We start from the raw sequence: 14879 nt of genomic DNA, 5'->3' as shown, positions 1-14879 counted from the left end.
ACCCTCTAATGACTCTTTGCGGATGTTTCCCATGACACAAGCCCTGACCGCCACAAGCGGTACCACCGGACGCGACTGGCTGCAACTGCTTGCCGCCTGCCTGACCGGCATCCTGATCCCGCTGTGCTTCACCGGGCCGGCCGTCGTGCTGCCGTCCATCAGTCAGGAACTGGGCGGGACGGCGGTGCAACTGAACTGGGTGGTCAACGGCTACATCCTGACCTACGGCAGCGCCATGATGGCGGCCGGCAGCCTGACCGACACCTATGGCCGCAAGCGCGTGTGGCTGGTCGGCCTGGTGCTATTCGTGCTGATGACGTTCTTAATCCCGCTGGCGCCGACGCTCGGCTGGATCGACGGGCTGCGCCTGGCGCAAGGGCTGGGCGGCGCAGCCGCCTTCGCGGGCGCCATGTCCTCGCTGGCACAGACCTTCCACGGCCCGATCCGTACACGTGTGTTCAGCCTGCTCGGCACCACGTTTGGCATCGGCCTGGCCTTCGGGCCGCTGGCGGCAGGCTGGCTGGTGGAGGTGGCGGGCTGGCGCTGGGTGTTCCTGGCGACGGCGCTGATCGGCGTGGCCGGTTTCCTGCTGGTGTGGGTCAGCGCCACGGAGTCCCGAGACCCAGACTCTACCGGCCTGGACTGGCCCGGCGCCCTCAGCTTCACCGCCGCGCTGAGCTTGTTCACCTACGGCATCCTGCTGGCGCCGGAAGAAGGCTGGCGCAGCGCTTCGGTGCTCGGCACGCTATTGGCCTCAGTCGTGCTATTCATCGCATTTGTACGCATCGAACGCCGTGTCGCGCGCCCGATGCTCGACCTTTCGTTATTCGGCAGTGGGCGCTTCGTCGGCGTGCAGGTGTTGGCCGCATCGCCGGCCTTCTTCTTTGTCACACTGATCGTGATGCTGCCGGGCCGCTTCATCGGAATCGACGGACTGAGCGCATTGGAAGCGGGCCAAATGATGATCGCCCTGGCTGCGCCGCTACTGGTCGTGCCGTTCCTTACCGCGTTGTTGTCGCGCTGGTTCACCTCCGGCATGCTGTCTGGCGTCGGGCTGCTGCTGGTGGCGGCCGGACTGGTCTGGGTGGGTCAGGTGTTGTCCGGCGGGGCCGGCCCTGCGCTGGTAGCGCCGCTGGCGTTGATCGGCGCAGGCATTGGCCTGCCTTGGGGGCTGATGGATGGCATGGCCGTGAGCGTGGTGGAGACAGAACGTGCAGGTATGGCGACCGGCATCTTCAACTGCGTGCGTGTTTCGGCCGATGGGATTGCCATCGCGGTGGCGGGCGCGATGCTGGCGTTCTTAATTCAGGGCGGATTGCTCGGCACTTTAGCCGCGGCCGATCCAGCCGTTGTGATCGAGGCCGCCAATCGCGCCGCGCTCGGCGATCTGGCGCATGCCAGTGCCCTTGTCAGCGGCGAGCGCGCCTTGCTGCTGGCGACCTACGACCGGGCATTCCGCTGGGTCTTGTACATCCTGGCTGCCTCTTCGGCACTGACTGCGCTGCTAGTGTTCGCCTTGCTGGGTCGATCGCGTGCGCATGAAGAAGTGGGAGCCGCGGCATGAATCCGATTGGGACAGGCTCTCGGCCCCCCGACCGCACATAGCATCGGCTATACGCGGGTATCCAGCGGGGAAGGCTCTGCTCATCTTCGGTTTCATCACCCCAGTGGAAGGCTTTCGTGCAGCTTCCCACAGTGCTCGAGGATTCATGGTGTCCAGCCTGCTTACGTGACCGCCACGGATCTCGTATCCCTTTGTTCACATGGCTTCTTCAGGACGGGCACGGGCCGGAAAATGGGGTACCGGCTCGGCGTCCGACCCGAGTCCGGGTTGCTCGACACGAATGAAACAGGTCAACACCGCGCCCACCAGGTACAACGATGCGTAGACCCACACCACCCCTTGCACCCCAGCCAGGAAATCGTCAGGGTCGCGATGGCCGGCCCCATGAAATTCGACAGCCCGGCGGCCAGGTTGTGGGCAGAAATGGCCGCCCCCTGACGCTCGGGGGAAATAGCGAGAAAGACCGCGCCCATGGGCACGAACGCTGAGACGCAAATGCCCAGTGCAACCGCAGCGACGATCGCCAGTTCGAAGTGGGCGCCATACATCAGGGGCACGTAATAGAACGCCAGGGTCGCCAGCGCACCGCCGACACAACCGAACCAGCGCATCTGCCGTAGCCAGCCGATCCGGTCACCGACCCATCCCCAGATCACATTGGTGAAAATGGTGACGATGAACATCACACCCCACAGATGCAACCATTGCTCCATGGTGAAACCAATCTCGGCCGACGTCAGGTACAGCGGCATGATGACCGGGAAACCGAACAGCGTCAGGTTGCAGATAATTCGCACGATGGCCGTGATCAGAATGCTGCGTTGATCGAACAGGATCGTGACCCCTCGGCTCAACTCGCGCAAACGTTCGGCGAGCAGTGCAGGCGTGTTCTCCCGTGCCGCACCTCGATCCTTGACCATGAACACAATCAACACCGCCGCCAGCGCGACCCAGAATGTCGCCATCCATAACGTGCCGATAAAACCGATCCGCGAGATGCTCAGGCTCGGCAGGTACGTCCCGAGAAAACCGATACCGATGGAATACATTGTCCAGTACCACCCCATCGCTGAAGCAAGGCGAGCACCGGGCGTGACCTGAGCAATCCAGACCAGGAATGCGTAGATGAACAAGGGATAGGCAAGCCCGCGGATGCCGTAGAAAAGCACCATCAACGGATAGTTCTGTGCGCTCAGGCCGAACGTCAGAAACAACCCATGGAAGACCAGCCAGGCCACGACGCCGACCAGCATGATTCGACGTGGGCCGAAGGTCTCGGCCAGCACACCGGAACTCCAGCTGGACAAGGCTGCGAGCAGGCCATACACCGTGAACAGCAAGGAAGCCTGGGTCGGAGTGAAACCGAGGTCAACGATGTACCGCGACAGGAAAGCCAGCTCAATGCCGTCCCCTGTCATGAACAGAGCAATGGCAACGTAACCCCATATCAGACAGACAGGCATGCCCAGCAACAATCCTCGAGACGATTCGCGAGTGACCATGGTTGTTCCTTTTTTTGTATTTGTAGGTAAAGCAGCAGCCGACATGCGCGTAACAGGATCGGCGAGCGCCGAGGCAAGAATCCCATCGAAGGAGGGTCGTGGCTAACGCGTGAGGTAATGCTGACTGATACTTTTTTTCAGGACGGCGAAAGCACGCCAATCCTGCCCTGTAGGAGCTGTCGAGCGAAGCGAGGCTGCGATCTTTTGATCTTGCTTTGCTTTTAGACTTAGATATGCCGGCCCTTTCCTGCGGCCAAATCCATCAAATGGGGCTTATCCCGTCTTTTTTATTGGACATCAGCTTTATCGCAAAGTAGATCCGTCGCCTTTCAGTCAGATTAAACATCCGCGGCAAGAACATGTTTAAACACCCGCCAGCTTACTTCCTGAAAGCTACAAGACCTTGCGCCGTTGCCTACGGTTACACCAGAATCCGCCGGCTTGTGCGCTTTGCCCCCCATCTCTATCGTCTCCGTGTCGCTGCCAATTCAGCGACCGGGCTTGGAACCCCGATGAGTAAACGGCGCAAAAGCGCCCTTCATAACGTATGCTTGCGCGCCTTTAATGTGTGCACTCCGTTATGGCGGCTGTGCGCGGGAGACCTTCGGGTCTGCCGGGTTCCGTTTACCCCGGGTTCCAACCCGCGTACAGCTGCCACCCTTTCGCTTGGAACCGAATGGAGCAGCTTGAACTCGTAGACGGAGATTCACCATGTTCAAGGTCACACCCAATCCGCCGGACACCGATCCGGCCTCCCCGTTCGAACCTGATTCAAACAACTTCAACGAGGCAGGCGAGCGCGCCCTCTCCTACCACTTTCCGACGACTGCTGACATTAAAGCCAAGCCACGTACGCCCTGCACATTATTTAACGTGGACCCAGAGGCTACGACCGAAACCCTGGTGGTTTATCTGGTCGAAACGCTGGCCTCAGTCGATGTGATGGTTCATCACTTGGTGGATCATCTGGACGGTGGATCGCGCCACGCCTTGCTGGGCATTTCCAACAGCATCATGCTGGCAGAAGTTACTGCGAACCGGGTGCTGGATCAGATCGATCCGCGCGAACAGGTGCGGGTGACTGAGGCCGAATGAGTAAGCCCTTTGGCTAAAAGATGACCGACTAAAAGGTGACTGATCTATTTCATGGCAAAAAGCGATAAATAGATCAGTCACCTTTTCCAGTCACCTTTTCCGCAAACCTGACGAGACATCGTGTTCGTCATCAAGAGCGTTCTCGATCACGCGAATCTCGTCGCGCAGACTCTCAACCTCTGCGCAATTGAACGATCCATTGATACCGCTAGTCAACATTCACCGACTGGTCATACGGATCCCTGACGCTCAATTGCGCTCATTCCTGTCCGCCTTCACTGATTCGAACGACCTTTTCGCTTTCCAATTACCCGGCTCCAGCCCCCGAGGGTCCCATCATGAAATTCCAAGTCGTAGATCACTCTACCAATGGCACCGCGATGTTCTCGGTCGATACCGAGTGCGGAAAGAAAATAGATTCATTCTCGACCATCGAGGAGGCTCGGGACCGCGCAGCCTGGTTGGAATCCGAATATGAGCGGATAAGCGAGACTCTCTAACCGCGTGCCACCGGGGCTTCATGTCACCCTGGGATGGGCGTAGACAGCGGCGCCCCAGCAAAATGCGCGGACGCCGACCATGATAGCGGATGTGCATGTCGAACGCCGCGGCGCGTTGCGCAATCGCCTTGCCGTTCCGACCCAGGCCCCGATTCCCAGGCGTTTGCGCCTTGCAGCGCCCATGACGACGCCTTCGCCAGCAAGCCGGCTCCTACCAGGGTTCGGCGCTGACCACAATTCATCTGTACACCGGTGATCGTGTAGGAGCTGTCGAGTGAAGCGAGGCTGCGATCTTTTGATCTTGCTTTGCTTTGCGTCTTCAGATCTGCGCCGCGACAAAATGGCTTAAGATAATCGAAGACTGCAAGGGAACATCTCGACTAAAAGGACGCGACACTTATGGAAATCCCCTTTTCTCAAATCAGCGAACGTTTGAACAATCGCCGATTTACGGTAGCGGACAACGCCCAAGGGCTATCCGGTACAGGCACAGTATTTCATTACCATGTCGAGGAAGATGCCATATCGGGCACTTACCAAGGCGGCCGGATCCGCATGGGTCATCAGGTCGGACGCGCGACAGGCCCCGATACCATCGAGCTTCTTTTTCAGTGCTTGACGACGGATGGTGAGATGCTGGCCGGCTGGTCTCGTGGCACGGTAGGCATTGATCACGCAGGACGTACTACTCTGACCTTCGTATGGGGTTGGTTGTCGGGCGCGACGGGAGGTGGGGAGTCCAGCTACGTCGAGCTTGGCGCATAGCCGAACTGCAGCAACTACACAGTCAGGGCGGGCAAGTACACCCGCGCCGACTTGAAGCCTTACCCGGATGGAGCGGACGAAAAAGACGACCTGAAGGCCGTGCCGATGTCACAGGCTGGCTGACCCACCGTAACCTATTACGGCTTTAATCCATTGTCATGATCGTATCCACCCCCGCCATCGTACCAAGCAGTGGCACGTTCAAGTGCCAGCTCTTCAGCTTGCTCAATGCTCTCAAAAGGGCCACCGATCTTATCGATAACGTTCTCACCCGACTCGGTATTAACGACTACCCAAACCGACACCGGTAAAGGATCGTTATCGTCGCCCCACGTTGGCTTCGCCATGATCTCCTTTCCAGCCCCCTTGCCGCTTTCGATGGTGAGAATAGGGGGCCGCGGGCGATCTACTGTCAGCTTCATTTGCTGCTCCTTGATCCGGCTCTATGTCGGTCTTTTGTCATACCCCACTTCAGCGAATCACGCTAGCCGGCGAGAACCGCGGCGACACACGGCGGGTGATGTAGCCAAGTCGGTCACTGGCAACATCGCCAGAAAAGTATCGCTGACTGCAAGTGACTCGTGAGTTCGCCCACCTGTCCCACTAACAACAGCAGTCGACCAACATGGCCTGAACAGCATGCATCCGCAAAGACAAACCCTGCACAACGAACTGCACGCGCGCCCGTCACTGTATTTCGACGAGCCGGCCCATGTGTTTCACATGGCTTTTCTCGGCACGGAACCGCAGTGCAATGCGCTGCTGGAGCGCTGCTGCCCTGGTCCGATCGATCCTCATGCCGCCCAAGGCATCACCCGACTCGAGGGCCACGCCCTGAAATGGGAACGCCACGCCGAATTCTTCACCTTGACCCTGGTGGTCACTTCATCCTGCGATGACTTGTCCTGGACATCGCTGCCCGAGGTGCTGGCGCAAAAGGTCGAAGGGCATCTGCCGCAGCTGATCAACTCGGTGCAGATCGTCGTGCGTGGCGAAGCCGGCCTGGACCTTGCCTCCTACGGTTTCAAGGACCCGTGCGGTTCCTGTGTGGGCGGCGGCGACGCGGTGGTCTGGAGCGATTTTCGCCTCCGCGAGGACGGCAGCAACCGCCTCCTGTTCGTCAACCGGCGCCTCAACGCCTACCGCCAGGGACGGATGATCCGCCGCCTGCTGGAAATCGAGACTTACCGGATGATGGCCTCGCTGTCCTTGACCACGGCCAAGACCTTGAGCGCGCAACTCAACGTCTTTGACCAGACCCTGGTCACGCTTTCCGGGCGTAACGCCGACGCCGACAGTGGCAACGCGAAAGCCCTGCTGGCGGACATCTCCAGCCTTTCGGCCCAGGTAGTCAGCTGTACCGCGAAAACCCGCCATCGCTTCAGCGCCACCCAGGCCTACGCCCAACTGGTATTCGAGCGCCTGGGCGAACTGCGGGAAAGTCATGTGGGGGATTGCCAGCGGCTAGGGGTGTTCATCGATCGCCGCTTCAAGCCCACCGTCAGGTACTGCACCGCCACCGAACAGCGTCTGGAGCACCTGGCCAAAAGCGTGGCCAACCTGGGCGATCTGTTGCAGGCCAGGGTTCAGGTGGAAATGGAAGAGCAGAATTCGGAGATCCTCAAAAGCATGAACGCCCGCGCCGATGCCCAGATCAAGATCCAGCGCGCGGTGGAGGGCCTGTCGATCATCGCCATCACCTACTACCTGCTGAACCTGCTCAAGCTTGGCTATTCGGGGTTGCACCTGCTCGGTGTCGAAGTGGCCCCACGGGAAGCCATGCTGGCCATGACGCCCCTCGCGATCGGCATCCTTGCGCTCATTGTGCTGCGCATCAAGAAGGTTAAAGGGCACTGATACACATCGCAGGGGGGGCGGGCCGCCGGGGTTGATCCCGAACGTCGCACTAACCGGATATCGACGTCCAGACCACGACGGGACCGCCGTGGCTGCGGTGGTCATCAGGGATTGGGACGCCCACTCGACACTGAGTTGTTGGCATCCAAATCCGCCAATTCTTCATCCACCGGTGCTTCGTCGTCCGCAGGCAGCGGAACTTCAGATTCATCGCGCCTGGGATCATGGCCTGCTTCGTTATCCGTACCGCTCGTTACGCCCTTCTGAGATATGTTTCCAGGAGCATTTTCATCAATGTCCATGCCGGCTCTCCGTTCTGATGCGCGCGATCTACGTGCTTGAACATTAGTAACTGCGAGACACTGCAAGTGCGGAACTTTGGACGAACGGTATGTGAACAAAAAACCCGATGGCCAAAAATGGACTTATCTATTTTAGGCAGGATCGTTTGTGCTCGCCTAAATAGATCCGTCACCTTTAGGTCACCGTTACCTTCAGGTCACCTTTAGTTCAGAACACACCTCTGCCTGCATAGGCAAGCAACTAGCGGCACAAGTGCTTGCGAATACATGTTCCCCACTTCGAGGATCAGACATGCATCCATCCTTCCTGCAGCGCATCGATGAGCTAGGCGCCCTGCTCGTCCACTCCAATGAAGCATCCATGGATTTCTTCCGGCGCAATCACCTGAAGTCGCGCCGCGGTGCTCGCTTCCAGGTGGTGACCAAGAAGCTCGGCATCTTCCAGGTCATCGAGCGATACACTGGCAAGACCTGGATCTTCCGTAACTACCAAGAGGCCACGGATTTCGCTATCCAACTCGAGGAAAAGTCCGACCGTCGGGTGGGAGGGGCGCGGTCTACGGCGAAATAGTGCCGCATCCGCGAGATCGGGAGGGCGGTCAGAAGATGATATGGCGCGCGAAGCCGTGTTCATGCACGGCGTCGCTGCCAGCGTTGAGTCGGTTAGTTGATGCCTTGCCCCAGCATCACGCCATTAACGGACTCTCCGTATAAGTTTACGCCGTCGCCCTCATGGTATTTCTTGCGGGTCTTTTCAACGGAATTATCGACCAGACGCGGATCCTGAGGTCGCTCATGGCTATTGATGTAGGCGGCGACATGCCAGGCTTCGTCATCAGTCAGGGATCCGCCCTTACCTAGTGGCATGTTTTGCTTGATAAAACCGGCGGCAGTATTGATACGGTGCATCCCCGCACCCCAGTTGTAGGAATCCTTGCCCCACAGTGGCGGAAATACAAACACTCCTGCGGATTTCTGGCCCTGCCCTTCCCCGCCATGGCAGATGGAGCATTGTTCGGCATAAATCTGTTTCCCTTTAACCAGATCAAAGCCTTTTTCAGGTGCAGGGATAACAGGATAGAGGCGCCCCGGAAGGTCCACGCCCACAGGCGCTTTGGTCGAGAGCCAATAGGCATAGGTGCCGAGCGCTTTCATCACATGGCTATCACTGGAGGGTGCCTTGCCGTTCATGCTGAATTCGAAGCAACCCTGCATACGCTCGGTAAACGTATTGACCTTGTTGTTCTTTTTTCGATAGGCCGGGTACATGCCGTAAGCTCCCCAAAGAGGAGCAGACCCCGCCTTGCGACCTTGATCGAGGTGGCAATTGCTGCAGTTAAGTCCATTACCCACAAACTCAGGGGCGTTTTTCTGGGTATTGATGAAAATATCCCGCCCTTCCCGCACCAGTACCCCGAATGCATTGTCGGGCAGCTCCGCCTCTTGCGGTGGAGTAAATTCCAAAGGGCTGGATTGCCGGGTCGGTTCACCCACCACTACTGAGTCGTTGTGAGCATTCTCAACGGTTGGATGTGCGACCGAGTCCTTCATTATGGGCGCCATGTCGCGCTCTTCGTAAAACGTCTTCGCAGCCAAAAACGGCACAGCTATCGCTACAGTCAGAAGTATTTTCGCTGGAAAGTTCATTGTTTAGCCTCCCCGCTCAGGCTGGCGAAATAGGCTGACAAGTCTTTGATTTCGGAGTCGCTCAGCGAGCGCGCAATATGACTCATCAAGTCATTTGGATCATTCTTGCGCGTACCGCTGCGCCAGGCATTCAACTGTGCTGCGATGTAGGCGCCGGACTGGCCAACGAGCGGAGGAAAACTTTCTCCCACGCCGCGGTTACCCACCCCGTGACAAGCCGCACAGGAAGGAATGTTACGACTCCAGTCTCCTTGTTTGACCAGTTTTTCAGCAGCGCTGCCATTACTTCCCGTGGGATCTGAATCAACACTCCGCGCAGCGATATCCAACGCACCCAGATAGCTGGCAACAGCCTTGCCTTCGGTATCGTCAAGCGCCAATGCGATGGGTTGCATCACGGCGTTGGCCCGCTTGCCTGAGCGAAAATCCTCAAGCTGCTTGACCAGATAACCCTGCGGCAGGCCCGCTAGACGGGGAAATCCTGCGCTATCGGTGCCCATCCCATTGGCGCCATGACAGGTGGCGCAGGCCATGGCGGCAGGGGACTCGCCCCCTTGGGTGTAGATTTTCTGCCCTTGGGGCCCGGCGTTTGCTGCGGTCGCCAGCATAAAAATACAGAGGATAATGCTGGTCTTGAGGCCGAATCTCGTTGCAAGATTCATGGTTCGGGGCTCCTTTTTTTTTGGCTAATTCACAGCGTCGGCCAACTACTTAGGTCCCATGTGAGAGGGTCATAGATAGAAAGCGATAGATCGCGCCGTTATACTCTTCAGGAATATCCTTATAACTGAAAATAGTATAGCCAAGTTTCTACCTGCGCGAAACCTGGTTTCTTCCTACACGAAACCAGGGCGTTGCGGCGCCGCCGCCCCTCAGTCAGCGCGGCGCAACAGCGAGGAACTTGCACGCACCTGCAACTGCGGCGCAAGGATGATCGACTCGGCGGCCTCGCCCTTGATGCGCTTGAGCAGCAACTCCACCGCATGCCGGCCCATCTGCGCCAGCGGCAGGCGCACGCTGGTCAGTGGAACGAGCAGTTCGTTGGCCAGCGGGATGTCGTTGAAGCCGACGACGGCAATGTCCTTGCCTGGCTGCAATCCTTTGTCGCGCGCGGCGCCCATCAGGCCGATGGCAAGGAAGTCGTTGACCGCAAAAAATGCCTGCGGGCGCGGGTCGAGCCCCAACAGATATTCGCCTTGCCGGTGCCCGGTGTGGCTGTCAAAAGGACCATTGAGGATCCACTCGGGGCGCAGGGTGAAGCCTTGCTCACGGTAGTAACGGATGAACCCGCGGGTACGATCAGCCCCGGTGGACGCATGCCGTTCGCCAGCCAGGATCGCCACATCGCGACAGCCCAGCCGATACAAGTGTTCGGCCGCCAACCAGCCGCCCAATTCGTCGTCGCTGGCCGCCGTCAGGTGCCCGGCAATCTGCCGGCTGACCAACACGTAGGGAATGTGCTTGCGCGCAAGCAGATCGAGTAGGGGCTGGGTTTCACCCACGTGCGAGTCACCCACAATCAGCCCGGCCACCGAGCGGCGCAAGGCGTGCTCGGCACGCGCCATCTGGCGCGGCTGCTGGTCGTCGGTATTGGAGACGAAGGTGAGGTAGCCGGCCTGCTCGGCCGCACTGTCGATGCTGTCGTAAATGGTCGCCATTACCAGGTCGGTGAGACGTGGCATGAGCACGCAGATCTCCTGGCTTTTACGCAATTTCAGGTTGGATGCCTGCGTGTTCGGCCGATAATCCAGCTCCTTGGCCAATGCGCGGATACGCGCCACCACCTCGGCCGACGCCGCTCGCTCAACCCCGGTCGGGTCGCCATTGAGCACCCGTGACACCGTTGAGACGTGCAACCCGAGTGCAGTCGCCATGGACTTCAGGGTGGCGGGGCGAGATTGATTCGGCATGTCTGAGAGGCTTCCAACCGTGCGTTATCCAGCGCGCGATTCTACCTCAATCCGGACATCTTCCCGGAAATAAACCTTTACCCAAACGATTGACTAAAACTTTTTCTGTCTCTACATTTCGTCAACCCAAACGTTTGGGCAAACAATAAAAAATACGCCGGACGCGGCCGACTTTTTGACTTCTGCCATCATTTTGACGAGTCAGATCCCTATGAAGAGCGCAGCTATTCCGTCTTTCCGCTACCAGATTTTCTTCCTGATCATGCTGATGGCACTGCTCAACTACATTGACCGCGGCGCGATTGCCTATGCATCGGCGAGCATTCTTCCGGAGTACGGTTTCGACAAGGCCGACTGGGGCAAAGTCCTGGGTTATTTCGGTTACGGCTACATCCTCGGGGCGTTGATCGGCGGGATCCTGGCCGACCACTTTGGCGCCAGGCGCATCTGGCTGATAGCGGGTGCCACCTGGTCGATTTTCGAGATCGCCACCGCGTTTGCCGGTGACCTCGGGCTGGCATTCATGGGCGGCTCGGCCATGGCCGGTTTCGCCACGATCCGCGTGCTGTTCGGCTTTGCCGAAGGCCCGGCCTACTCGGTGATCAACAAGAGCGTGGCCAACTGGGCCACGCCCAAGGAGCGCGGCTTCGTGGTCTCGGTCGGACTGCTCAGCACACCACTGGGCGCGCTGCTCACCGCCCCGGTGGCGGTAGGCCTGCAAACCCTGACTGGCGGCTGGCGCAGCATGTTCGTGGTGCTGGGCGTGGTCAGCCTGGCGCTGCTGATCTTCTTCATGACGCGCTTCACCAACACCCCCGATGAGAACCCGCGGGTGTCCAAGGCCGAGCGCGACTTCCTGCGACGGGAACGCGCCGCGGCGGCCAATGCCTCGACCCCGACCACCAGCGTTGCGCCGGTATGGCATTTCTTCAAGAACAAGGACCTGATACTCAATGCGGTCGGTTACTTCTCGTTCGTGTACGTGACGTTCCTGCTGCTGACCTGGACCCCCAAATACCTGCAGGACGAGTTCCACTACAACCTGTCGTCGCTGTGGTACATGGGCATGATTCCGTGGACCGGCGCCTGCTTCACCGTACTACTGGGCGGCAAGATCTCCGACCTGCTGTTGCGCCGCACCGGCAACCTGAAGGTGGCACGCAGCTGGCTGGCCGCGACCTGTCTGCTGTTGACCACGCTCTGTTTCATATTGGTCTCGCAGGCCCAGACCGTGTGGGGCGTGATTGCCCTGATGACCCTGGCCAACGCCCTCAACGCGCTGCCCAACTCGGTTTACTGGGCCGTGGTGATCGACACTGCGCCGTCCAACCGGGTCGGTGCCTACAGCGGCATGACCCATTTCATCGCCAACACCGCTTCGTTCATCGCGCCAATGCTGACCGGCTACCTGACCGTGCGCTATGGCTACTCGTCGATGTTCGTGGCGGCGGCGGTGGCCACTGCACTGGGTATGAGCGCGATGCTGATGGTGCGTCCCGGCAGTCGGCAGGTCAGCCCGTCCCCTTTACCCGCAGCAGTTTGATGGAGTTGTTTGTATGAGCCTGGCAAAACCTCCTCACGTTGGATATTTTTTTGGTCTATCGGTCATCACGCTGGCTGAGCGTCTGCGCGCGGGCAGCCTGACGAGCGTCGAGCTGACTCAAGCAGCCCTGGACAGCATCGAGCGCCTGAATCCGATCTTGAACGCCTTCGTTCACGTCGATGCCCCCGTGGCGCTGGCCCAGGCGCGCAACGCCGACGAGTTGTTCGCCCAGGGCCTGGACCTGGGCCCGCTGCACGGCATCCCGGTGGCGGTCAAAGACAATATCGACACGTTCGACCACGTCACCAGCTATGGTTCGGCGCATTTCGCAGGCTTCAAGCCGAGCCGCGATGCGCTGTGCGTGCAGCGCCTGCGCGAGGCGGGTGCGGTCATTGTCGGCAAGACCTTGACCCACGAATTCGCCTACGGCCCGACCGGCGACCGCTCGCTGCAGGGCGCGGCACGCAACCCGTGGGATGTCAGCTGTATCACTGGCGGCTCCAGCGCCGGCAGTGCCGCTGCGGTGGCCAGTGGTCTGGTGCCGCTGGCGCTGGGCACCGACACCGGCGGGTCGATCCGTATTCCAGCGGCGTTGTGCGGAGTGGTCGGCTTCAAGCCATCGTTTGCCAGCGTGCCGCTGGAGGGGGTGTTCCCGCTGTCGTCGAGCCTCGACCACGTGGGCCCGATCGCCAACCACATCGAGGATGCGCGCCTACTGTTCGAGGTGGTGGCTGGGCGAGTTTGTGCGCCGGTGGCCAACCCTCGACTGTTGCGGGTTGGCTGGATCACCAGCGGCAGCTTCGGCCCGGTCGACGCCGAGCTGGATCGGCAGGTCTACCAGGCGGCGCAGCAGCTGTTTGGCGAGGCGCTGCTGGATACTGCCGAACTGGAGCCGCTGGCGGCCGGAATGAAAGACACCTTGCTGGTGCTGCAACGCGCCGAGGCCTTCGATGTGCATGCCGAGCGCATGCAGGATGCATCGCACAAGTTCGAGCAGGAGGTGCGCGAGCGCCTCGAATTGTCGCGTGAAGTCAGGGGCTGGCAATACATCCGCGCCCAGGCCGGCCAGGTACGGCTCAAGGCGGCGATGGCGCGCTTGTTCGAGCGCTATGACTTCCTGGTCTCGCCCAGCGTGCCGATTACCGCGACAGCGGTCGACGCGCGCGAGGTCCGGGTTGGTGAGCAGGACATCGATGTGCGCGCCGCGCTGCTCAGCCATACCAGTGCCTGGAACCTCACCGGGCTGCCTGCGATCAGCCTGCCGGTGGGCCAGGTAAGGAGTATGCCGGTAGGGCTGCAGGTGATTGGCGCCTCGGGAGAGGATGATCGTTTGTTGCGGGTTACGGCGCAGCGATTCGTGCGGGACTAGTGGACCGGCGAATCCAGACCACCCCGAATCGCTTGAGCCTTTCGGGGTTTTTTATGCCCCTTTACGACGGTCACGGATCAGGCGCACAGCGCCAACCGCCAGCTGGAATGAATGTGCCGAGTGAAGACGTGACGGCTTCATTGGCGGCTGGCGGCGAACAGAAAATAGTCCCCGGCCAATAGCAGACAGCCCTGACGTGATGGCTCATCCATCGCTTGCAACCATTGGCCACGACAAGCGCCGAGGGAGTCGGGCAAGCGTTCCCATATTTCGTAGTAACTTTCGTCCAGAGCGGTTTCGATCAGGCACTCACTGGTTTCAAAGCGCATGCGACCAATGTCTTCAGCGCCACTGACCGGCTGATAGTCCATTTTGCGATGCCATTGGCAAATGTCGGCGTCTATCTGGGTCACCCCGGCGAAACCTTTCTGTTCACAAAACGCCAGATGTTGAGAGTGGCTGAGTTCTTCGAGTGCCAGACTGGGGAGCGGATTGGCGGGGATTCGCAGGTCGGCAAACAGTCGCGGTGTCTGTAGCCAATACACGGCCGTTTCGCTGTCCGAATGCCCTGAGCGGTGCTGGATCAAACGCCGCTTCCATACGCCAAGATAACATTGCGCAACCTGATGCATTGATATTCCCTGTGTTAGGCGTTGCGTTTGGGCAGTACCGGCAGTTCGAAAGGGTGATCACGCGGGTAAGGGCCCGTGATTTTCGATGGGAAGACGGGCAAGGAGCAATCAAAACCCAGCGGGTACTCCATACCAGTCTCCGGATGTTTTTTCGAGGACAAACAAAACCCCTACCTGCATACGCAGATAGGGG

The 14879-nt window shown here is 59.5% G+C and carries 14 protein-coding genes; 7 read left to right on the top strand and 7 right to left on the bottom strand.

Going from position 1 to position 14879, the window contains the following annotated elements; genetic code table 11:
* Nucleotides 1-31: 31 nt before the first annotated feature.
* On the top strand, nucleotides 32-1564 hold the full coding sequence (locus ACA067_RS10710) for an MFS transporter (protein ID WP_497461714.1): 1533 nt from the start codon (nucleotides 32-34) through the stop codon (nucleotides 1562-1564).
* Nucleotides 1565-1854: 290 nt separating this feature from the next.
* Here the strand turns inward: ACA067_RS10710 and ACA067_RS10705 are convergent, their stop codons facing one another.
* On the bottom strand, nucleotides 1855-3066 hold the full coding sequence (locus ACA067_RS10705) for an MFS transporter (RefSeq protein ID WP_497461713.1): 1212 nt from the start codon (nucleotides 3064-3066) through the stop codon (nucleotides 1855-1857).
* A gap of 711 nt (nucleotides 3067-3777) precedes the next feature.
* Here ACA067_RS10705 and ACA067_RS10700 point away from each other — a divergent pair.
* Nucleotides 3778-4161 (top strand): DUF6124 family protein, encoded by a 384-nt coding sequence (locus tag ACA067_RS10700; RefSeq protein ID WP_497461712.1) that lies wholly within the window; start codon nucleotides 3778-3780, stop codon nucleotides 4159-4161.
* Between the two features lie 899 nt (nucleotides 4162-5060).
* Complete coding sequence (locus tag ACA067_RS10695) at nucleotides 5061-5426, top strand: avidin-fold protein (protein ID WP_497461711.1); 366 nt, start codon at nucleotides 5061-5063, stop codon at nucleotides 5424-5426.
* A 137-nt stretch (nucleotides 5427-5563) separates the two neighbouring features.
* Here the strand turns inward: ACA067_RS10695 and ACA067_RS10690 are convergent, their stop codons facing one another.
* Nucleotides 5564-5848, bottom strand: a complete 285-nt coding sequence (locus ACA067_RS10690) for a hypothetical protein (protein WP_497461710.1) — start codon at nucleotides 5846-5848, stop codon at nucleotides 5564-5566.
* A gap of 217 nt (nucleotides 5849-6065) precedes the next feature.
* Between ACA067_RS10690 and ACA067_RS10685 the strand changes: the two genes are divergently transcribed.
* A complete protein-coding gene (locus ACA067_RS10685; RefSeq protein ID WP_497461709.1) occupies nucleotides 6066-7283 on the top strand; it encodes a DUF3422 domain-containing protein in 1218 nt (405 codons plus the stop codon).
* A gap of 104 nt (nucleotides 7284-7387) precedes the next feature.
* Here ACA067_RS10685 and ACA067_RS10680 read toward each other — a convergent pair whose 3' ends face one another.
* Nucleotides 7388-7585, bottom strand: a complete 198-nt coding sequence (locus ACA067_RS10680) for a hypothetical protein (protein WP_497461708.1) — start codon at nucleotides 7583-7585, stop codon at nucleotides 7388-7390.
* Between the two features lie 292 nt (nucleotides 7586-7877).
* Between ACA067_RS10680 and ACA067_RS10675 the strand changes: the two genes are divergently transcribed.
* Nucleotides 7878-8156 (top strand): hypothetical protein, encoded by a 279-nt coding sequence (locus ACA067_RS10675; protein ID WP_497461707.1) that lies wholly within the window; start codon nucleotides 7878-7880, stop codon nucleotides 8154-8156.
* 92 nt (nucleotides 8157-8248) lie between these two features.
* Here the strand turns inward: ACA067_RS10675 and ACA067_RS10670 are convergent, their stop codons facing one another.
* From ACA067_RS10670 to ACA067_RS10660, 3 genes are all read right to left on the bottom strand, one after another.
* The gene (locus tag ACA067_RS10670; protein WP_497461706.1) at nucleotides 8249-9232 is read right to left on the bottom strand and encodes a c-type cytochrome; all 984 of its coding nucleotides are present in this window, start codon (nucleotides 9230-9232) and stop codon (nucleotides 8249-8251) included.
* Nucleotides 9229-9894 carry a c-type cytochrome gene (locus tag ACA067_RS10665; RefSeq protein ID WP_497461705.1) on the bottom strand — a complete coding sequence of 222 codons (666 nt, stop codon included), beginning with the start codon at nucleotides 9892-9894 and terminating at the stop codon, nucleotides 9229-9231. Before ACA067_RS10665 ends, ACA067_RS10670 begins: the two co-directional genes overlap by 4 nt.
* A 210-nt stretch (nucleotides 9895-10104) precedes the next feature.
* Nucleotides 10105-11142 (bottom strand): LacI family DNA-binding transcriptional regulator, encoded by a 1038-nt coding sequence (locus ACA067_RS10660; protein ID WP_497461704.1) that lies wholly within the window; start codon nucleotides 11140-11142, stop codon nucleotides 10105-10107.
* Nucleotides 11143-11353: 211 nt separating this feature from the next.
* Here ACA067_RS10660 and ACA067_RS10655 point away from each other — a divergent pair, with 211 nt between their 5' ends.
* Nucleotides 11354-12685: an MFS transporter gene (locus ACA067_RS10655; protein ID WP_497461703.1), complete on the top strand. Its 1332-nt coding sequence runs from the start codon at nucleotides 11354-11356 to the stop codon at nucleotides 12683-12685.
* A 13-nt stretch (nucleotides 12686-12698) separates the two neighbouring features.
* Nucleotides 12699-14054, top strand: coding sequence for an amidase (locus ACA067_RS10650; protein ID WP_497461702.1), 1356 nt, complete (start codon nucleotides 12699-12701; stop codon nucleotides 14052-14054).
* Between the two features lie 137 nt (nucleotides 14055-14191).
* On the opposite strand, the gene ACA067_RS10645 is transcribed toward ACA067_RS10650, so the two are convergent.
* A complete protein-coding gene (locus ACA067_RS10645; RefSeq protein WP_497461701.1) occupies nucleotides 14192-14641 on the bottom strand; it encodes a hypothetical protein in 450 nt (149 codons plus the stop codon).
* Between the last annotated feature and the right edge of the window lie 238 nt (nucleotides 14642-14879).

The organism is Pseudomonas sp. LBUM1674 (genome assembly GCF_059695635.1).
The sequence above is the reverse complement of the archived record's forward strand: the minus strand, read 5'-3'. Positions and strand labels throughout refer to the sequence as shown.